The 19985-nt window shown below is 62.1% G+C and carries 19 protein-coding genes and 2 pseudogenes; 9 read left to right on the forward strand and 12 right to left on the reverse strand.

The features are described 5' to 3' along the window. Window positions 1-418 precede the first annotated feature (418 nt). Window positions 419-661, forward strand: coding sequence for a hypothetical protein (locus NJU76_RS15300; RefSeq protein WP_254530178.1), 243 nt, complete (start codon window positions 419-421; stop codon window positions 659-661). Between the two features lie 102 nt (window positions 662-763). After that, on the forward strand, window positions 764-1516 hold the full coding sequence (locus NJU76_RS15305; protein WP_254530180.1) for a ribonuclease H-like domain-containing protein: 753 nt from the start codon (window positions 764-766) through the stop codon (window positions 1514-1516). Window positions 1517-1762: 246 nt separating this feature from the next. Here the strand turns inward: NJU76_RS15305 and ddfA are convergent, their stop codons facing one another. Beyond that, window positions 1763-2056 carry a DdfA family disk-determining factor gene (ddfA, locus tag NJU76_RS15310; protein ID WP_254530183.1) on the reverse strand — a complete coding sequence of 98 codons (294 nt, stop codon included), beginning with the start codon at window positions 2054-2056 and terminating at the stop codon, window positions 1763-1765. Window positions 2057-2300: 244 nt separating this feature from the next. Here ddfA and NJU76_RS15315 point away from each other — a divergent pair, with 244 nt between their 5' ends. Then, window positions 2301-2933: a DUF7998 family protein gene (locus tag NJU76_RS15315; protein WP_254530184.1), complete on the forward strand. Its 633-nt coding sequence runs from the start codon at window positions 2301-2303 to the stop codon at window positions 2931-2933. Window positions 2934-2977: 44 nt separating this feature from the next. After that, the gene (locus NJU76_RS15320) at window positions 2978-4186 is read left to right on the forward strand and encodes a hypothetical protein (protein ID WP_254530186.1); all 1209 of its coding nucleotides are present in this window, start codon (window positions 2978-2980) and stop codon (window positions 4184-4186) included. A gap of 14 nt (window positions 4187-4200) precedes the next feature. Here NJU76_RS15320 and NJU76_RS15325 read toward each other — a convergent pair. Further along, window positions 4201-4547: pseudogene (locus NJU76_RS15325) on the reverse strand (cation:proton antiporter domain-containing protein); the annotation flags it as partial. On the opposite strand from NJU76_RS15325, the pseudogene NJU76_RS15330 reads away from it, so the two are divergent. After that, window positions 4524-4805: pseudogene (locus NJU76_RS15330) on the forward strand (DUF8159 domain-containing protein); the annotation flags it as partial. The pseudogenes NJU76_RS15325 and NJU76_RS15330 overlap by 24 nt on opposite strands. A gap of 19 nt (window positions 4806-4824) precedes the next feature. On the opposite strand, the gene NJU76_RS15335 reads toward NJU76_RS15330, so the two are convergent. Continuing rightward, window positions 4825-6201, reverse strand: a complete 1377-nt coding sequence (locus NJU76_RS15335) for a heme-copper oxidase family protein (protein ID WP_254530188.1) — start codon at window positions 6199-6201, stop codon at window positions 4825-4827. 93 nt (window positions 6202-6294) lie between these two features. Here NJU76_RS15335 and NJU76_RS15340 point away from each other — a divergent pair, with 93 nt between their 5' ends. Beyond that, the gene (locus NJU76_RS15340; protein WP_254530190.1) at window positions 6295-6744 is read left to right on the forward strand and encodes a pterin cluster protein; all 450 of its coding nucleotides are present in this window, start codon (window positions 6295-6297) and stop codon (window positions 6742-6744) included. A gap of 237 nt (window positions 6745-6981) precedes the next feature. Here NJU76_RS15340 and NJU76_RS15345 read toward each other — a convergent pair whose 3' ends face one another. Next, entirely contained in the window at window positions 6982-8193 is a 1212-nt protein-coding gene (locus NJU76_RS15345) for a TIGR04347 family pseudo-SAM/SPASM protein (protein WP_254530192.1), read from the reverse strand. Then, window positions 8190-8561 carry an Htur_1727 family rSAM-partnered candidate RiPP gene (locus NJU76_RS15350; protein WP_254530194.1) on the reverse strand — a complete coding sequence of 124 codons (372 nt, stop codon included), beginning with the start codon at window positions 8559-8561 and terminating at the stop codon, window positions 8190-8192. The genes NJU76_RS15345 and NJU76_RS15350 overlap by 4 nt, the downstream gene beginning before the upstream one ends. 147 nt (window positions 8562-8708) lie before the next feature. Between NJU76_RS15350 and NJU76_RS15355 the strand changes: the two genes are divergently transcribed. Beyond that, window positions 8709-9863, forward strand: a complete 1155-nt coding sequence (locus NJU76_RS15355) for a TIGR04053 family radical SAM/SPASM domain-containing protein (protein ID WP_254530196.1) — start codon at window positions 8709-8711, stop codon at window positions 9861-9863. Window positions 9864-9931: 68 nt separating this feature from the next. Here NJU76_RS15355 and NJU76_RS15360 read toward each other — a convergent pair whose 3' ends face one another. Both NJU76_RS15360 and NJU76_RS15365 read right to left on the reverse strand, forming a co-directional pair. Further along, window positions 9932-10870 carry a hypothetical protein gene (locus NJU76_RS15360; RefSeq protein WP_254530198.1) on the reverse strand — a complete coding sequence of 313 codons (939 nt, stop codon included), beginning with the start codon at window positions 10868-10870 and terminating at the stop codon, window positions 9932-9934. 496 nt (window positions 10871-11366) lie between these two features. Next, entirely contained in the window at window positions 11367-13202 is a 1836-nt protein-coding gene (locus tag NJU76_RS15365; RefSeq protein WP_254530200.1) for an acetyl-CoA carboxylase biotin carboxylase subunit, read from the reverse strand. Window positions 13203-13455: 253 nt separating this feature from the next. Here NJU76_RS15365 and NJU76_RS15370 point away from each other — a divergent pair, with 253 nt between their 5' ends. Then, window positions 13456-14628, forward strand: a complete 1173-nt coding sequence (locus NJU76_RS15370; RefSeq protein ID WP_254530202.1) for an SPFH domain-containing protein — start codon at window positions 13456-13458, stop codon at window positions 14626-14628. Window positions 14629-14738: 110 nt separating this feature from the next. On the opposite strand, the gene NJU76_RS15375 is transcribed toward NJU76_RS15370, so the two are convergent. Further along, window positions 14739-15101 carry a DUF8022 family protein gene (locus tag NJU76_RS15375; RefSeq protein ID WP_254530204.1) on the reverse strand — a complete coding sequence of 121 codons (363 nt, stop codon included), beginning with the start codon at window positions 15099-15101 and terminating at the stop codon, window positions 14739-14741. 1 nt (window position 15102) lies between these two features. After that, entirely contained in the window at window positions 15103-16647 is a 1545-nt protein-coding gene (locus NJU76_RS15380; protein WP_254532479.1) for an acyl-CoA carboxylase subunit beta, read from the reverse strand. A gap of 157 nt (window positions 16648-16804) precedes the next feature. On the opposite strand from NJU76_RS15380, the gene NJU76_RS15385 reads away from it, so the two are divergent. After that, window positions 16805-18157 (forward strand): sodium-dependent transporter, encoded by a 1353-nt coding sequence (locus tag NJU76_RS15385; protein WP_254530206.1) that lies wholly within the window; start codon window positions 16805-16807, stop codon window positions 18155-18157. A gap of 50 nt (window positions 18158-18207) precedes the next feature. Here the strand turns inward: NJU76_RS15385 and NJU76_RS15390 are convergent, their stop codons facing one another. From NJU76_RS15390 to NJU76_RS15400, 3 genes are all read right to left on the reverse strand, one after another. Continuing rightward, a complete protein-coding gene (locus NJU76_RS15390) occupies window positions 18208-18942 on the reverse strand; it encodes an SDR family oxidoreductase (protein WP_254530208.1) in 735 nt (244 codons plus the stop codon). Between the two features lie 77 nt (window positions 18943-19019). Beyond that, complete coding sequence (locus NJU76_RS15395) at window positions 19020-19466, reverse strand: response regulator (RefSeq protein WP_254530210.1); 447 nt, start codon at window positions 19464-19466, stop codon at window positions 19020-19022. Window positions 19467-19673: 207 nt separating this feature from the next. Continuing rightward, a complete protein-coding gene (locus tag NJU76_RS15400) occupies window positions 19674-19964 on the reverse strand; it encodes a hypothetical protein (protein WP_254530212.1) in 291 nt (96 codons plus the stop codon). Window positions 19965-19985: the final 21 nt, after the last annotated feature.

The following is a 19985-nucleotide window of genomic DNA, read 5'->3' on the forward strand; positions in this document are numbered from 1 at the left end:
GCAGAGTATCATACGTGGTCGAAGCCGCCACAGAGCTCCTCGGTGGAACCACCGTTGCCATATTCCTTGCACTCTGTTCTTCGGTATTGTCGTCCCGTGGGACGTGGTACTGGCTCTGCAAATCGACGGCGGTGAACTACCCCGACCTACCGCGCTCGGGCCTACTCGACAGGCTTGAGGACAGCATCGACGACGACCTGACGGATATCGTACATAGTTTGGATGGAATGACGAACGGCCCCGGGCACGGGACGCAGTTGCATCAGAGCGGCGGTACGATGAGTTCCGGCCCGGGAGCCACCTATGTCCAGCAGGCCCGCAGCCAGGTCGGCAATCGGGGGATCGACACGACAGGCTGCCTCGAGCCAGGCCCCACCGCAGAAGGGAACTGGGCCGCAGCCTCGGGCGTAACCGAACGATGTTGACCTTCGAATTCGATACCGAGACGATCGACATATCTGGATCGACCGAACAGTTGCGCCAGTATCAGATGCAGCGCTTCGCGAAACGGAGCTCGACGCCGGACAGGAACGTATCCATCGGTCGGGATCAGATCGTGATCGAGGTTCCCGGCTCGGACGGAACTGCTATCAACCGATGGGGTAACACGGCCGTAAGCATCATCGATCGGACGCTGTATTCCTCGGACACCAGCAGCTGATCCCGAATTGGAGCCCGGCGTTTTACCATCGTATCGGTCCCGAGCCCCCGATCCCCCGGGATGATCCAAGCGTTTTTACCGGTTCAGTGCGCCCCCAGTGGTGTGCGAATTGAGAACAGTTTCATTCCCGTCCGTGGCGTCGGAGAAACTACCGAACGACGCCTCTGGGAGAACGGTATTACCCACTGGGACGACTTCGACGGTAGCGTGGTTGGATCGACCCTCTCCGATCGTATCGAAGCGTTCATCGAAGCGGGATGGACCCACCTCGAGCAGGGCGATGTCTCCGTCTTCGTAGACGCGCTGCCGGCGTCGAGTCGCTGGCGGTGCTACGAGAACGTCAGCGATGAGACCTGCTTTCTGGACATCGAGACGACCGGGCTCAGTGCTGCGACGAACGACGTGACGACCGTCAGCCTCCACCGCGGCGGTGAGACGACGACGTTCGTCAAAGGACGCGACCTCACGAGCGGCCGACTCGAGCGAGAGCTGTCGAACTCGGCCTTGCTCGTCACGTTCAACGGCCAACGGTTCGACGTCCCGTTCCTCGAGACCTGTTTCGATATCGACGTCGGCGTGCCTCACGTCGACCTTATGTACCCCTGCAAGAAGCTCGGACTCGACGGCGGCCTGAAGGCAATCGAACGGGATCTCGGAATCGACCGGGATATGCCCGAGATCAGCGGCCACGACGCCGTCCGGCTCTGGCACGAGTACGAACGCGGCGACGACCGCGCGCTCGAGACGCTCGTCGAGTACAACCGCGCGGATACGGCTAACCTCGAGCCGCTGATGGACATCGTTTCGCGTCGTCTCCACGAGGACGTCTTCGAGGCGGTGAGAGCGAACGACTGAATCGAGGCCGGTATCGAGCAAGTGAGGTTCGATTCTAGTGGGAAGTGATTTCCTCGTCGAGCGGCAACGAAGGCCAATCTTCGGTACGAGCGCCCCCTCATAGACGCTCTTGGTGTTTCGTTGGCAGAAACCGATCCCGTTCTCGTCCGCCTGGAATTTGGGTACGATCGAGCAATCGAGCTAAACGGCGACGTCACCATCGCGCTGTGCGGCCCAGGTGGCCATCCCTGTGTGGTGCAATCGAGATTACTCGAACGAGGTGGTGGAATCAGAGACTGTTACCTCGCGGTCGCTCGTAACGACGACGTGATAGCCGCAGTACGGAAATTCGACGCGTCCGGTCGGTCGTTCACACCCGTTCTCTCGGGCCGCAAAGAGCGCGTCCAGCGCCTCGGGATTGATTACTTCGTAGAGTGCGTCGTATTCGGGCGGTTCGAGGTCCATCGGATCTATACCTTCCCGTTCTGCGACAGCCGCGATTACGTCGAAGCTGATAGACTGTGTCGCTGCCGCATCCGGCCGATCGACTGAGAGTAGCATTGGCCAGACTCTTACTTTGATCCGATATAAATCCTCTGGCCTCAACCTTTGCCTGGGGACTACATTTGATCATCAGGTAACACATCTGTCCCTCATAGTATACATTTTCCCCCAATTTTACCATGATGTTAGCATAGTCCTCGTCTCGTGAACAATTCAAGAAGCTGTACTCTTCGTGTGATTGATTGTGATCGACCGACGTGAAGTCCATCCGTCGGTACCGACGGGTTGTCGATGGCGGTACATGTTCGGCGAACCGTACTGGTCGTTTCAGTCCCACTCTTCACATACGATGTACCCCTTCTCGAGCGGACGAACGACGGGTTCGGAAGGCGACGATAGCTTCGACGAGCCGGGAACGTACGTCCCAAAACACATCCCGGAACCGGGAGTCTTTCTCGAAGGCCACGACGTCCTCGCGGACGGTGATCACGTAGCGTTTCACGAACTCAGTCGGGAGTTGTTCGAAGAACGAGGCGTCTATGACGCGACCTTCGGCTACAACCTGGCGCAGCTCAACTTCGATCGACGGCATCCGGACGCCGGATACCGGTACGCGATCGACGCAGACGATCGCACCGCCCTCCGGGCGGAGTTCAAGCCGACCACGGAGTTCTGTCCGCAGGCCGACGCGCTCGCCACCGGGTCGTTTCGGGCCTGGAACGGTCTGCGCCACCGTCACGAATACGACCTGGTTCGCGTTCGGGTCCGGTCGACTCATCACCAATCGGAGGCCATCAACGAGGCGCTTGAGTCCCTCGAAAGCCGATTTGCCGAAACGGGAGTCGTCCCGAACGAATCTGTCAGTCCGAGCGGAGAAAGCGGTACATCAAACCGTTTGGACCGTGACGATCCGTCCGTACAATCACCGTTCTGATCCGCGATGGGAACTGGTTCGAACGGGTTCCGTTTCGATCTGCTATGGTAACAGGAACAGGGAACGCGACCAAGACGGTCACACGCTGGTCGCGCGCGTTCGTCGCGACCGGGGTCGGCTTCTTCGTCGTCTGGCAGTTCGGTGTAGCAGCGGGGTTCCCTCGAGCGGCGACCGTCCCGCTCGGTGTCTTCGGGTTCGTTCTCCACGTCGTCTTCGGAAAGGCCTACACGCTGGTTCCGTCGTACTTCGCCCGCCAGCTGACCGTCCCGTACGCGCCGGCGGTTCACCTCCCGTTTGCGGTGACCGGCACGGCCGGAGCGGCTGCCGCCGGAGCCGGAATCGGACCTCCAGCCGTCGCGCTCGCCGGTGCCACGTGCTGGTTCGTCGGCTGCCTCGTGTTCGTCACTGCGATTGGCTTGACCGTTCGGACGGACCCGACGGGACGTCACACCGGAACCGGTGCAGCCGACGCACACCGTGAAACGGTCGATCGACTCGCCAACGCCGCCGTTCCCGTCGTACTCGCGTATCTGCTCGTCGGCTCGTCGCTCCGTCTGATCGCCGAACTCGGACTCGAGCCGCCGACCCCATCGGGACCGGCGACGACACACCTGCTCGCGGCCGGGACTGCGGCGCTCCTGGTGTTCGCGATCGGATTCCGTCTGTTACCGCGTCTCCTGGTCGCCGTTCCGAGGACGGAACTCGTCGGAATCGTGCTGATCGCGGGTAGCGTCGGTCCCGCGCTGCTCGCGATCGACTTCCGCGGCGACCTGCCGTTCCGGATCGGTGCGGGACTACAGGCGACTGCACTCGTCGGCTTCGCTGTCGCGTACGTCGACCTCTCCCGACAGAGCGAACGCCATCGGGTCGGTCGCCGGGCGATCCTCGCCGCCTCTTGCTGTGCCGTCCTGATCGCCGCACTCGGAATCGTCTTTGCGTTCGCACCGTCCTCCAACGTCCCGCCGTCCGCGTACGACGCTCACTACCGCCTCGCCGTGGGCGGGTTCGTCGGCCTGACGATCGTCGGCGTCACGTACCACTTCTATCCGCCTGCGATCGCGTCTCGAACTGGTATCGACGATCGGACCGCTCGGCTGTCGATCGTCGTACTCGTCGTCGGCCTGGGCCTCGAGGTCGTCGGATTGCTCGCATCGATTGCGGCGCTGGTCGCCGTTGGTCGCTGGCTCTCCGTTCTCGGCGCGGTGATTTACGCCACCGTTCTCTGGACGATCTTTTTCGAGCGGGCAAAGTGAGACGATCCAACGAGTCAGTCCGCGCCCGTCACGAAGCGCCGTTCCGCTCGCCTCTCGAGCCACCGAATCGCCGGCGGGGCGGTGATACCATGGACGACGATCGAGACCAGGACGATCGCCCCTACGGACGCCAGAGTAAATCGGTACCGGGGAACGCAGCCGCGTTCAACCCGTAAGCGAGATAGTAGAACGAACCAATTCCGCGAACGCCGTAGAAAGAGATCGTCGCCCGTTCGGCGAAATCGCGCTCGAACCCCGCGAAGCCGATCAGGCCGGCGAGCGGTCGAACGACGAAGACGATAAGCATCGCCGCGAGAACGGCCTTACGCGTCAACGGATCGAGTACGTCAACACGGATCGCCGCGACGAGGGTAACGTCCACGACCGTGCCCTGATCGCGGGCGGATACACGGCGCTGGTTGAGGCCGACTACGACGCGAACGCGCTCGGAGCCACGATCCTCGACGATGCACCTGCGTCGTACGGAACGGCCACGGTCGAAACGCCGTGGGCGGCGTACAACGAGGACGAACTGACGGCCGCCGAATACGGCGAACTGGTCGTGACGACCGTCGAATCGCAGCGGTACGAACCGAAGGTTGACGTCTCGCCTGACGAGTACCAGATCGACGCGCCGCCTACCGATCAGGAGACGTTTCGAGGTCGTTCCTGCTCGCGGTCGGTGCTTCCTCGTTCGGCTCGAGTGCGCTCGTGAGTACGCCGGTGAGCCCGCCCCGTCCGTGCCGGTGGATCGTCAGCACCATGTTCGCCACGAACACGACGACGCCAAGCGTTGCGATGGCGCTGCTCGCAGTGACCGCGACGGTAGGGAACCCGACCAGCGGTCCCGCCGACAGTCCACCGAAGCCGACCAGCATCGCCCAAAAATCCGCCCGCTCGAGCCGGTCGTCGTATAGATCGTCGATCGTCGGGACCTGCTCGAAGCCGAGACGGCCGCTGTAGCGTTCGATCCAGATGATGAAGGGGACGATGTGGTAGAGCGAGCCGAGTATGACGAACCCGAAACCACCGAATATGAGGAGCCATCGACTATCGGGATGGCCGAACAGCGTGTCGTATGAGATCGGATTCGCCCACCACGTCGGCGCCGCGAGCGCGACCCACGTTAGTACCGATGCGACGACGACCCAGTAGCGGACGATCATCGGCGATCGGTCGACCGTCGAACCGACCAGTAATCTGGTAATGACGACCGCAAACGCGGCGAGACCGACGAGTAGCGCCACCGCCCCAACGCGGGCTAGCGATTCGATCGCGAGACCCCGTCCGAGCGCGAGCATCACGACCCCCGCCGGGAAACAGACGTGCTCGATGGTCAGCAACGACTCGTTCAACCGGTCCGGTTCGGTCTGCGTGAACATCTGAGCCAACTGGAAGAGGGCGCCGACGACCGGTGCGAGCAGCGCCCCGAACAGCGCAATCGTCGCGTGGGTGAGTTGGACCTCGAGTCGGGTAGCTCCCAACGGATCGAAGACGGGTATCGTGAAATCGACCGAGAGAAGGAACCCGAACGGTGCGACGAGCCCGAAAGACGCGAGTGCGAGCGCGAAGTGACGCTCAGTGAAGTCGTACGGGCGCGCGAGCGCGAGCGTACGGCCGACGTTGTAGACGAACGTCCAGATCCCGGCCATCATGAGTGCACCGGCGGCCGGAAGCCACTGGAGCGCGCCGGCCAGCATCACCGTCGCGGACCCGGCCACACCGACGGTGACGAGCCACAATTGTGCGAGAGCAAGTCGTCTCGAGTGGATCGTCACGCCCGACCAGACGGGCACGAACTGCGTCATCGCACCCATGATCGTCACTGCGATCCAGCCTACGAGCAGGACGTGCAGGTGCGCCAGCCCCGACAGCCCAGGGAGCGTCGTCACGGCCAGCACCGTTCCACCGCCGACGCCGACGACGAGGAATCCGAGCGCGAGGACGAAGTGCCACAGGGGTATCGCCATCGGCGGTTGCTGGTCGGTCCGTCGCCCGCCCGGTATCTGGATCATATCTCGTGATTAGACCGCGACCGCCGTGCGATTCGTCCCGAACATATTCGGAATGGAGCGTTTGTCTGTTCGACCCGTATCGTCATCGAAGCAATGAGACCGGATCAAGCGACCACCGCAGAAACGCAATCAGCGACGACCACTGTCACGGATCGAGACGCGGCGGTCGATCCGAATCGAGAGACGACTACCGTCACCGTTCGGTGTACCGGTCACGTCCGCGACGCCGTCGGGACTCACGAACTCGAGTTCACGTTCGAGGGTGACCAACTTCGGGACTTTCTCGAGTCGTTTTTCGAGGTCTACGATCTCGAAGCTATGCTCATCGCCGAAACCGAAGCGGATGCGACCCACAGCGGCTGGGCACCGGTGCCGGACGACTTGCCCGGCACCTGGCGTAAGAATCCGGAGGGCGAGCAGACCCGGCCGTACGCTCGCGTCTGTATCAATGGCCGGTTCAACGAACACCTTGGTGGATTCGAAGCCGGTCTCGACGACGGCGACCGGGTCGCGCTCATCTACCCGTTCATGTTCTGCTGTTGATCGGACGGCAATCTGCGCGAGCGCCCCGACGAGTTGCTGTTCGCGTGGCCGAAATGCGTTCGCGAACCGGCTCGAGAGACGATCGGCTACTGCACGGCGCCGTGGAACGGAAATCGGGTCGGGCCCCACCCCCTGGCGGCAGTGTCGTGAACGCCGTCCTGCGAGGGCTACGCCCAGAACCGACCGAATCAATCGCGCCGGGCACGTTCGAGACGCCGAATACGGGACGGCACGGGGTCAGTCCGCGGCACCGCCGGCGATCGGTTCCGCGCCGTGTACCTCGTCGTCGCGGAGATAACATTGCGGATCGGGTGCGAACAGGTCCCCGGTCGTCGAAAGCGCACGCAACCGCGATGCACCCCGACAGATCGAGCGGTACCGACAGTCCGCGCACTTCCCCGTCAACAGTTCCTCACGGTCACGAAGCGCGGCGAGCAGCGGGTTGGATTCGTCCACCCAGATCTCGCCGAACGGCCGGTCGCGGACGTTGCCGAGGCTGTAGCCCTGCCAGAACTGCGTCGGATGGACGTTCCCCTGATAATCGACGTCGGCGATGCGCTCGCCCGTCGGATCGCCGCCGTTTCGCTCAAGATACTCGTAGACCGTCCGCGCCTTCGCGTCGCCGAACGTTTCGCGGGCGTATTCTACGAGGAACGCGGCATCGGCGTAATTCCCAACCAGTAGCGTCTCGATCTCTTCGCCCCGGTCGTGATATTCGAGCGTGAGGTCCGCCACTCGTTCGACCGCGTCGCGTTTCTCGCGAGGTGTGAGGTCGGCGTCGACGATATCGGCCCCGCGACCCCCGTAATCGAGGTGGTAGAAACAGAACCGGTCGAGACCCCTGTCGACGAGCAGGTCGACGACTCCCTCGAGATCGGGTGCGTTCACGTCGGTGATCGTGTACCGAAGGCCGGTCTTGAGGCCGGCTTCGAGACAGTTTTCGATACCGCGGACGGCGGCCCTGAACGCGCCATCTGCGCCCCGGAAGCGGTCGTTCCGTTCGGGAAGCCCGTCGACGGAAATGCCAGCGTACTTGAGGCCGGCGTCTCGCAACGCTGCGGCCTTCTCCCGGGTCAACAGGGTCCCGTTCGAGGACAGCACTGCACGGAGATCCAACTCGGTTGCGTAGGCGACGAGTTCGGTTAGATCGTCACGAACGAGCGGTTCGCCGCCGGAGAACAGCACGACTGGAACGTCGAATCGAGCGAGTTGGTCGAGGAACGTCTTGCCCTCGGCCGTCGTGAACTCGCCGGAACCGGGGTCGGACTGAGCCCCAGCGTAGCAGTGCGAGCAGTAGAGGTTGCATCGACGGGTCGTGTTCCAGACGACCACCGGTCGGTGCTGTTTCTCCTCGGCGATCTGTGGCTTGGCGGACTCGGCGGCCGCGTCGTATCGCAAGCCGTCCCCCTCGGCGTCTATGTCACACAGGAGCTTACTGATCGAAATCACGCGTTTCTCGCCTCCGGAGTCTCCGCCGGTTCGTCGTCGGCTCGCAGGTCATCTGGATCCGTATCGGTGCCCGTCTCGCCACCGCGTTCGTCACTGGCGGTCTCGTCCGGCCGGTCGTCGGCAGCTTCCGCAAGCCCTCGTGTCGAGTACCGTTCGACCGCCTCGGCCGGACAGAGCCAGACGTCCACGACGGTCCGGCCGAACAACCGGGACGCGTGTTCGTGCGCCTCCGTCCCGCTCGCGGCGGCGACGCTGCCGACGTGTCGCATCGGACCGCCCGCCTCGTCGCGGACGAACACCTCCCACTGCGGGGTCGGATTTCCGCGTCTGTCACTCGTGACGCTCGAGCGGCGTGCCCTCTCTCCCATACCCCCTCCTTCGACACGAACTGAAAGATTGTTCCGTCACCTCCCAGCGCGTGGGAATACCGGATCCAGTCGACGAACATCTTCCCGTCTTCCCGCTTGTCGGGAACGAGAGTCGCGCTTTCGGCCATCGAAGCCCACCCTCCGACAATGCGCACCGGAACCCTCGATACGTCCGATCGACCGTTCGTCCTGATTTGGGAACTCACTCAGGCCTGTGGGCTCGCCTGCGATCACTGTCGAGCCGACGCCAGACCGCACCGCCATCCCGACGAACTCACGACGACCGAGGGCAAACGGTTGCTCGCGGAAGCTGCAGAGTTCGGCGACGGCCAGTTGGTCGTCCTCTCGGGCGGCGATCCGCTCGTCCGGGATGACGTCTCGGAACTGATCGCCTACGGCGACGATCTCGGATTGCGGATGACGATCACGCCGAGCGGCACGGGATCGCTCACCGCCGACCGAATCGACGGAATGGCCGACGCGGGACTCAAACGAATGGCCGTCAGTCTCGACGGTGCATCGCCCGAAACGCACGACGCCTTCCGGGGCGAGGACGGCAGTTTCGAAGCGACGATCCGGGCCGTCGAAGACGCCCACGCGAGCGGCGTCCCCGTTCAGGTCAACACGACCGTCTGCCGGCAGACCGTCGATGAACTGCCTGCGATCCGGGACTTACTGACCGACATCGGGGCCGTCATGTGGAGCGTCTTCTTTCTCGTGCCGGTCGGTCGTGGGCGGGTCTTAGAGCCCGTCACCCCCCAGCGAGCTGACGCCGTGATGGAGTGGTTGCACGAGGTCAGCGAGACTGAACCGTTCGGTCTCAAGACGACCGAAGCACCGCAGTACCGGCGGGTTTCGATGCAGCGTCGGGCGGCCGCAGACGAGGTGGGTGAGGAGGCGGGCGGTCCGAGGCAGACTGACACCGCGGCCGGACCCGGTTCCGGTATCGAGCGCCGTACTGGCATCGTCGCCGGCGACGGTTTCGCCTTCGTCAGCCACACGGGTGACGTGTTTCCGTCCGGATTCCTCCCGGAATCGGTGGGCAACGTGCGCGATCGACCGGTGACGGACCTCTATCGCGACTCGCCCCTGTTCCAGTCGCTGCGCGACCGCGATCGGCTCACGGGCAAGTGTGGGGCCTGCTCGTTTCGCAATGTCTGTGGCGGCAGTCGGTCGCGAGCGTTTGCCCATACCGGGGACCCGTTCGCGAGCGACCCGCTTTGTCCGTACGTTCCCGACGGCTACGACGGTCCGCTGCCGTGGGATGGCGTTGAGCAGGAGTGTCTCTCGGCCGACGGCTGAATCGACGAGTAAACGTTTCACCGGCCATCATACCGGCACGAAAACGCGAAAAACGCGACGAGACGAACTCACTCGCCCGTATCGACACGATGGGAGTGCGGCATGACCTGTTTGAACACTTTCGTAAACAGGTAGTTCGCGAGTTGAGGTGCCCCGAGAAGGACAACGACGGTGATGACTCCCTGGACCGACCCGATGCGCTGGGCGAAGTGAATGCTGATCCCGAGGACGATTGCGACCCAGCCGACGAGAAGCACGATCGGTTTGATGAACGCGAGGTACGAGAACGAGGAGACGAGGACGCTCGCGATGGTGGTATTACTCGTCGTTTGCGCGATGTCGTCCGAGAGCGAATCGAGTCTGTGGTTCGTTTGATCGGAGAAGTGTTCGATTAGTGCGCCCGCGAACGGAATGAAGGTACGGTCCAGGCTTTCTTCCGGCGTCTCGGATTGGCTGATGTTCGCGACGTACCTGTGGACGGCCGGCGTGACGTGTGGAGAAATGATCGACTGCTTCGAAAACGGATACGGTGAGAAGGAGCTATCGAGCGATCGATCCAGCTTTTGTAGATGGGTGATCGTCCTCGCAGTGTTCTCTTTTTCTTCGTATTCTTCGATTGCCTTCGCGAGGTGATACTCCGAGAGCATCCGTTCTGAGAAATCGAGGGCGATTGCTTTCTTGGATAATGCGAGAATGACGAGCGTCAGTACGAGTGCAATCGCCCCACAGGCGACCGTCGCCGGAAGGATGAGCTCTTCCGGGACGGTGAGAGCGACTGCGGGAATCGAGGCGATATCGTACTCGAGAAGCACGCCGTAGAACGCGAGTGCAAAGAACAACGCGAACGCCTGGATCGAAACCTTCGAGAGCGTTTTCGTGAGTGCGTACTCCTTGACGTGATCCTGGTTAGCGAACACTGAACCAGTAAACGTGCGTATTCGTTCGTGCGTTTCCTCTTCGGGTTCGAATTGCTCGTCTTCCCCCCAGTGTACCATTTCTTCGCTCATGATCTGATAATTATCCCGGCCCCGTTGTTCTCGAATCCGGTCGCACCCATATTGTCTCGTACGCCACTTATAATTTTCTTTAAACATAATTAATTAAAATACGTTCGAATCGTACGACGGTACTCGTACTGAGAAGAGTTCTGATAGGTCTACAGGCGGAGCAGGCCGATTGCCTCGGGGCTTGACCCCGAGGTGGTTCACTCTGTGAATCTTCCGAGGAGGCAAAACGATGGTTCCGAGCAGACGGCTGACCAGCCCCATGTATTATACAATATCTGACAACTGGGATCTGTCGGCGCTATCCGGAAACCGAATTCACTCGAACGAGAACGAAACCCGTCCACTCGCGTTCGCGGTTCTTACACTGGATAGCCGACGTCCACCCCGCAAAATCGTCTCGAGCGCCGATGACGGTGAGTGAGACGAAACGCTCGGATTTTCTCTTCGACCGCGGGTGCCTTGCTCCCACAAAAACTGAGAGCCGCGATAGTCTCCGTTACTCGAGGACGACCAGTGTATCGCCCATGTCGACGCTCTGGCCTTCATCGACGGCGATCTGGGTGACGATTCCGCCGCGGGAGGCGACGATATCGTTCTCCATCTTCATGGCCTCGAGGACGACCAGTACGTCTCCGGCCGCCACCTCGTCGCCTTTCTCGACGTCGACGTCGAGAATCGTCCCCTGCATTTCGGCGTCGACGGTCTCGCCTTCGCCCTGTATCTCGGTTTCGTCGCCGCTCGACCCACCGGCGGGCTCCGGCCGACTCGCCTGGCCCCCGGCAGCTTCGACGTCTCCGGCCGGGATCGCGGGCGCGCCGTGTTCCTCGAGTTCGACCTCGAAGCGCTTGCCGTTGACCTCGACGGTGAATTCACGTTCGACAGACTCCTCGTCGTCCTCGCTCGCACCGTCGCCTGTGTCGCCGCCCCACTGTTCCTGGGCTTCTTCGATGCGCGTCTCGTCGAGTTCCTCGTCGAGATACTTCGTGGTGTGGGTGCTCTGGACGAACTCCTGGTCGGTGAGCATCAGCCGGTGGAACGGGATGATCGTCGGGATCCCCGCGACCTCGTACTCGCGCAGAGCGCGCAGCGACCGCTCGATGCACTCGTCGCGGTCTTCGCCCCAGACGACCAGCTTCGCGATCATCGAGTCGTAGTCGGTAACGAGGTCGTCGCCCTGGCGCAGCGCGTCGTCCATCCGGACGCCGATTCCACCCGGCGGATCGTAGGTCTCCAGAGTCCCACCGGTCGCGGGGGCGAAGTCGTTGGCCGCGTTCTCGGCGTTAATTCGGAACTCCATCGCGTGGCCGTCGATCTCGACGTCGTCCTGCTCGAAGTCGATCACTTCGCCCGCTGCGATCCTGATCTGGCGTTTGACGATATCGATGCCGGTGATCTCTTCGGTGACCGTGTGCTCGACCTGAATTCGCGTATTGACCTCGAGGAAGTAGAAGTTCGTGTCTGTACCGAGCGGACCGTCACGACCGGGTTCTTCTTCGACGAGAAACTCGACGGTGCCCGCATTGGTGTAATCGGCGGCGGCGACGCCCCGACGTGCGGCCTCGCCGATCTTTTCGCGGAGTTCGTCGGTCAGCGCCGCGGAAGGGCCTTCTTCGATGACCTTCTGGTGGCGCCGTTGCAACGAACAGTCTCGTTCGCCGAGGTGGCGAACGTTGCCGTGCTTGTCGGCGACGATCTGTACCTCGATGTGACGCGGGTTCTCGAGGTAGCGTTCGAGGTAGACCGAATCGTTGTCGAAGTACGCCTCACCCTCTCGCTGTGCGCTCTCGAGTTGATCTTCGACCTCGCTCTCATCCCAGACGACTTTCATTCCGCGGCCGCCTCCGCCACCTTCGGCCTTGATGGCGATCGGATAGCCGTGTTTTTCGCCGAATTCCGTGACTTCTGCCGGGTCGGTGACCGGGTCGGTGGTCCCAGGAACGATCGGTACCTCGGCCTCGTTCATGATCGTCCGCGCCTTGGTCTTCTCTCCCAGCGATTCCATCGCGTCGCTGGACGGACCGATCCAGGTGATCCCGTCTGCGTCCTCGACTTTGCCCGCGAATTCCGCGTTTTCGGCGAGGAAGCCGTAGCCCGGGTGGATGGCGTCGGCATCGGCTTTCCGAGCGGCCTCGATGACAGCTTCGTGATCCAGATAGGAGTCGGCCGCACGCGCCGGCCCCACGTTGTATGCCTCGTCGGCATAGCGGACGTGTCCCGAATCCTTGTCGGCCTCGGAGTAGACGGCGACGGTCCCGATGTTCAATTCTTCGCACGCCCGCATGACTCGAACAGCGATTTCCCCGCGATTCGCCACGAGAACCTTCCTGAACATTCTTGTGGAAACCGTCGTGAGGGGCCTACCTTACTTTTTCGCAACGGGTTCGACGACGTGGTCCATCGAACATGTTGGTACGATGTTACTCTCCGGCGGTCACCGGTTCAGTCATCGCCGACAGTGGGTGACCGCGGCCACAGGACCGCTAGACCGACCGAAGTACAACTGGTATGACACCGACCGGCCCCACTACCACGGTGATTGGTATGCATGGGCAAGCGTTATGCGGTTTGGTCCCTTGAAGCACACGATGTATCCAGAACTCATTCCCGCGCAACTTCAGCCGGTACTCGAGGAGCCGCTCTTACTCGTCGGACTGGTCGTGCTCGTGCTCGTTCTCGTCACGGTCTGGCAAATCGTCGAAATCGTCGACGCCTACGACAAAGCCGCACTGACCGTCTTCGGTGAGTACCGAGGGCTGCTCGATCCCGGGCTCAACATCGTTCCGCCGTTCGTCTCGCGTGTGTACACCTTCGACATGCGAACGCAGACGATCGACGTCCCGTCCCAGGAGGCGATCACACGAGATAACTCGCCGGTTACGGCCGACGCAGTCGTCTACATCCGCGTTATGAACGCCGAACGAGCGTTTCTCCAGGTCGACGACTATCAGCGGGCCGTTTCGAATCTCGCACAGACGACGCTTCGGGCCGTCCTGGGAGACATGGAACTCGACGACACGCTCAGCCGGCGGGAGCTGATCAACGAGCGGATTCGCACCGAACTCGACGAACCGACCGACGAGTGGGGTATTCGGGTCGAATCCGTCGAGGTCCGCGAGGTCACGCCCTCCCAGGGCGTGAAAGGCGCGATGGAACAGCAGACGTCCGCCGAACGTCGGCGACGCGCGATGATTCTCGAGGCCCAGGGTGACCGGCGCAGCGCCGTCGAACGTGCGGAAGGTGAGAAACAGTCGAACATCATCCGCGCACAGGGAAAGAAGCAAAGTCAGATCCTCGAGTCACAGGGAGATGCCATTTCGACTGTGCTGCGAGCGCGCGCCGCCGAATCGATGGGCGAACGCGCGGTCATCGACAAAGGTATGGAGACGCTCACGGAGATCGGCCAGGGCGAGTCGACGACGTTCGTCCTCCCCCAGGAACTCTCCTCGCTGGTCGGCCGCTACGGCAAGCACCTCTCGGGTAGCGACGTCACCGGGAGCGGCGCGGAACTCGAGAGCCGCGAGTTCGACGAGGAGACCCGCGAGCTGATCGGTCTGGACAACATCGCCGAGATCATCGGTGAGATCGATCAGGAGGCGACGATGGACGTCGAAGCGATGGAGCAGGAAGCCCAGGCAATCCAGGAGGGCGAGGACATCGCGTCAGACGGGAGCACGGGGATCGATATTTCCGAGACGGGAGACGGACTCTCTGAGACGGAAGACGAACCCGAACCGGATCACGACTCCGGATCGGAGTAGTCTCGCATCTCGGATACAGCCCAAAACCGCTCCCCACACGGCAACACCGCCGCCTCCGTCTCGACATCGGCAGTCGACGTCCGTTCCGAAGCCGAGTCTGGCCGGGTCTGTCAGAAGCGGTCCGTTCGCCCCGCGGCCGACCACGCGTTCGTCGGTGCGTCGCGGGGGACGCGGACGGTCCGATGTTGTTGTTCGCGAACTCGACCAGCGAATGCCCAGCGTTTCTCGTCCCACGTTTCCTCGCCGCCGGCCGCTGCGGCTGCTGCGGCAAGCGCCCGGTCGTGGAGATGCGCACCGACGGCGGCCACGATTGCCGCCGCCTCCGCGTCGTCCGCGTCGTCCGGCACCTCGATGGAGGTGTCACTGGACAGTACCGACTCGAGTCCAGTCGGATCGCCGTCTGCGACGGTCGTTTCGTCCGCAAAGGCTGATGCGGTCGTGCCGTCGTTGGCGGTCTGTTGCTGTGACGTCATACTACAGCGGGATGTTACCGTGTTTCTTGTCAGGGTTCGACGCGCGCTTCGTCTCGAGCATTTTCAGATCGTTGATCAGTCGCGGCCGGGTTTCGGTGGGGACGATGACGTCGTCGAGGAACCCTTTGTCCGTCGCGGTGTAGGGATTTGCGAACTCCTCTCGGTACTCCTCGATGAGTTCGTCGCGGAGTTCGTCGGGATCGTCCGCCTCCTGGAGTTCCTCCCGGTAGAGGATGTTAACTGCACCCTGTGGCCCCATGACGGCAATTTCGGCTGTCGGCCAGGCGTAGTTGACGTCCGCGCCAAGGTTCTTCGATGCCATGACGCAGTAGGCGCCGCCGTAGGCTTTGCGCGTGATGACGGTCAACAGCGGGACGGTCGCTTCGGCGTAGGCGTACAGTAGTTTCGCACCGTGGCGAATGATCCCGCGGTGTTCCTGGTCGGTGCCGGGCATGTAGCCGGGAACGTCGACGAACGTGACGATCGGAATGTTGAATGAGTCGCAGAAACGGACGAATCGTGATCCCTTCATCGATGCGTCGACCGTCAGGGTTCCGGCGTTGACGCGCGGCTGGTTGGCCACGAGGCCGACCGAACGCCCGTCGAGCCGGCCGAACCCGACGACGATGTTCTGAGCGAAGTTGTCCGCGACCTCGAAGAACGACCCCTCGTCGACGACGCTGTCGATGACGTTGGTCATGTCGTAGGGTTTCTGCGGGCTCGGCGGGACGATATCCGTGAGCGCATCGTCACGCCGGTCGGGGTCGTCCCACGGCTCAACGCGCGGTGGGTCCTCGACGTTGTTTTGTGGGAGATACGAGAGAAGCCGCTTGATGTCGTCGAGCGCTTGTTCTTCGCTTTCGCACGCGAACTGAGCGACACCGGTCTTGTCCGCGTGGGTCATCGCGCCGCCAAGTTCCTCGTGGGTGACCTCCTCACCGGTGACAGTTTGGGTGACGCCCGGCCCCGTGATGTACATGTGACTCGTGTCCTTCACCATGAAAATGAAGTCCGTGATCGCCGGGGAGTAAACGGCACCGCCGGCACACGGCCCCATCGTCGCGGAAATCTGGGGGATCACGCCGCTTGCCTCCTGGTTCCGGCGGAAGATTTCGGTGTAGCCGGCAAGACTCTTGACGCCCTCCTGGATACGGGCACCGGCAGAGTCGTTGAGCCCGATAACGGGCGCCCCGACCTCCATGGCCATGTCCATGACCTTGCAGACCTTCTCAGCGAACACCTCGCCGAGCGAGCCGCCAAAGACGGTGAAATCGTGTGCGAAGACGAATACCGTTCGTCCGTTGACCTCGCCGTAGCCCGTGACGACGCCGTCGCCGGGAACCTTCTTCTCTTCCATCCCGAACTGGCTCGTTTGGTGAGTCCGGAGCTGGTCGAACTCCGTAAACGTTCCCTCGTCGAGGAAGTAATCGATCCGCTCGCGGGCGGTCATCTTCCCCTTGTCGTGTTGTTTTTCGATTCGAGCTTCGCCACCTCCCTTCCGGGCCTCTTCGCGGAGTTCCTCGAGGTCGTCGATGCGATCTTCCATCGTCATGCTGGGAACACCCCTGCTCGACTCATACGGCGAAGTCCGAGGACCAACTGGAAAAGGATTCCGTAACTCTATCACAATCAATAACTCATCCCCGGCAATTGATGGAACGTCCACAAAAAGTTATATAGTACTTGTTTTGAAAAAGAGGGGTATGGCACAACGGGAATCATGGGCAACGCGAACAGGCTTCATCCTTGCTGCGGTCGGGAGCGCAGTAGGGTTAGGAAACATCTGGCGGTTTCCATATCAGGTAGGTGAACAAGGGGGAGCGGCCTTCTTAATTATATACCTCCTGTTGATTATCGGCGTCGGCTTTCCGGTCATTCTCGTCGAATTCGTCGTCGGCCGACATACGGAACGGAATCCCGTAGGGGCACTGAAACGAATCGGCAGCGGTGCGTGGACGAAAATCGGCTGGGTGTTCGTGACGGCCGGGTTCGTCATCCTCTCGTATTACAGCGTCGTCGCAGGCTGGACGCTCAGATACGTCCTCATCGGCCTGCAAGGGGACTATTCCGCCGATGCCGCACCCGCTCAGTTCGGCCAGGCTGCGAGTGGGCTCGATGCCGTCTTCCTGCACGCGCTCTTTATGGCGGCGGTCATCGTGATCGTCGCCTTCGGCATCGAGCGCGGGATCGAACTGTCGGTGAAGTTCATGGTGCCGGCCATCATCATCATCTCGGTCGGTCTCGCTGCATACGCGTTCACGCTCGAGGGGGCAGGCGAAGCATACGCGTACTACCTCACGCCGGAGATCAGTACGATCGCCGAAAACTGGACGACGATTCTTCCGGCGGCGGCCGCACAGGCGTTCTTCACGCTCTCGCTCGGGATGGGTGTGATGATTACGTACGCGTCCTATCTCGGCGAGGATCGAAACATGGCGTCGGACGCGGGTATCATCGCGACCCTGGATACCTTCATCGCCTTCACGGCCGGGCTGATCGCGTTTCCGATCCTGTTCGCCGCGGGAATCGAACCCGGCGCGTCCGGGCCGGCGCTCATCTTCGTGAGCCTGGCCGCGGCGTTCGCCGAACTGCCCCTCGGAGGGATCCTCGGTGCGGTCTTCTTCGCGACCGTCGCAATCGCCGCCCTCTCGAGTGCGATCAGCATCATGGAGGTCGTCGTCGCGTATTTGATCGACGAACACGGCATCAGCCGTGTTCCCGCGACGGCCGCATTGGGTGTGGCGATGTTTCTCGTCGGGGTTCCCGCGGCACTCGACCTCATCTTCGTCAGCCTCTACGACGGCTTCGCGAACAGCATCCTGCTCATGCTCGGCGGCCTCCTGCTGTCGGTCTTCGTGGGCTGGGTCGTTCCTGACCTCGCGATCGACGAAATCGGCAAAGGGATTAGAAACGTCGGATCGCTCGGTCGGGCGTGGCTCTGGTTCGTCCGCGTCCCGGTCGTCCTGGCGCTGATCGTGCTGGTCGCGCTGAACGCGTTGGACTACTGGTCGTTCCTGACCGGCGGCTTCGCCGAGTGGCTGAGCACGAATCTCTAACCGAGCGGCGAATCGCGGCCGAGTATCTGCGCTTCTTCTCGCAACGAGCGTCAGGCTTCCCCGTACACCGGCACGGCCGCGCCGCTGGTCACTGCAGCCCCGTCGCTACAGAGGAAGGCCATCACGTCTGCGATCTCGAGCGGGTCGACCCACGTATCGTGATCCGCGTCGGGCATCATCTCACGGTTCATCGGCGTGTCGATCACGCTCGGCATCACGCAGTTCGCCCGCACAGTCCCGCGGTTCTCCTCCGCGAGGGTCTCCGTCAGAAGTCGGATGCCAGCCTTCGTGATTCGATAGGGGCCGTCGCCCTCGCCGCCCTCGAGCGAGGAGCGCGCGCTGACACTGACGATCGCACCACGTGTCTCCTGAAGGTGAGGGAGTGCGTGCTTCGAAGCGAGGAACGTCGTCTTCAGATTGATGTTTACGAGAAAGTCGAATTCGTCGAGCGCGGTCGCTTCGATGTGATCGCCGCCGCGCCACGTTCCTGCGATGTTCAACAGGTGATCGATCCGGCCGTGATCGTCGACGACGCGCTCGACGAGACCCGCGACGTCGTCCTCGTCGGTCAGGTCCGCCTCGTAGAAGGCGAGCGCCGGTTCGTCGTCCGGGTCGATATCGAGCAGGCTATCCTCGTCGGTCGGCTCGATCACGTCGACGGCACAGACGGTGTCACCGGCCTCGAGGAATCGTTCGACGGCGGCACTGCCGAGCGCGCCGCTTGCACCGGTGATCACCGCGACGGTTCCGTCGAAGTCCACGTCGAACTCGTTCGTCGCTTCCATACCGTACGTGCGTTGTCCGTTCGCATGAAAGGGGGGGATGTCGGGAACCGCACGCGTCGTCGTCGCACTGCAACGGCTTACGGTGTACTCGTCGGGAGCGCGACACGCCGTAACCAGAAGTCAGCGATTGCCTCGGCCAATTCGGCGTATTCGGCCGGATCCATCGGTTTCGTCAGGTAGGCGTTCGCGGCGAGTTCGTAGCTTTCCCGAACGTCTTCGACGGTCGCCGATTTCGTCACCACGAGGATCGGAAGCCGTGCAAGGACCGGTTCGTCTCCGATCTCTCTGAGCAACTCGAGGCCGCTCAGCCGCGGCAGATTCAGGTCCAGCAAGACGAGGTCTGGCAGTGCTGACGGCTCGTTGACGCAATTCGAGAGGAGTTGCAGCGCATCTGCTCCGTCAGTGACGACGCGGACCGCTATTTCGAGGTCGATATCGGAGAATGCCTGGACGATGTGGCGAGCGTCTTCCGAGTCGTCTTCGACCAGGAGAATATCGATTGGGGCTTCGAGTCCGTCGATCATGGGTAATTCCTGTCCAATAGAATTGCGCTGGTCGCGTTCACTCCAGTTCTAATCCGCACCTACCCAGGGTATCGTTTTAACGATGTGTACTAAGCAATTTGGAAGTGACGTAGCGAATCTGGTTCGCTTCTCGTTCCAGACGTGTGAGAACGCTCCGGTTCAGTCCTCTCGTATCGTCACAGCGGATGGGTCCGTGGTGAACGCTCGTTATCCCAGTTCGATCGGGCCGAATACCAGATCTCTGGTTGGATCGGCTCGAGCATCGTCGGCGGCCGACTCGACGTGCGATTCGCAGTACCATTCGCGCAGGTGTCCAGATCGCATGGTATCGAGAACGACGAGGTGGGTCGCATCGTCTGCACAGTACGCTATCTCGCAGTCGCCGAGTGACTTCCCGTCGTCCAAGAGTTCCCGGACGATACGGTGGTCCGTACCGTCGGACGTGAGATTGTCCGTTGGCTCTTCGCTCTCGCCACGCTCGCGATCTTCAGCGTTCATTGGTCCTCGCCCTCTTGGGTC

This window comes from Natrinema gelatinilyticum, from assembly GCF_024266705.1.
Lineage (GTDB): Archaea > Halobacteriota > Halobacteria > Halobacteriales > Natrialbaceae > Natrinema > Natrinema gelatinilyticum.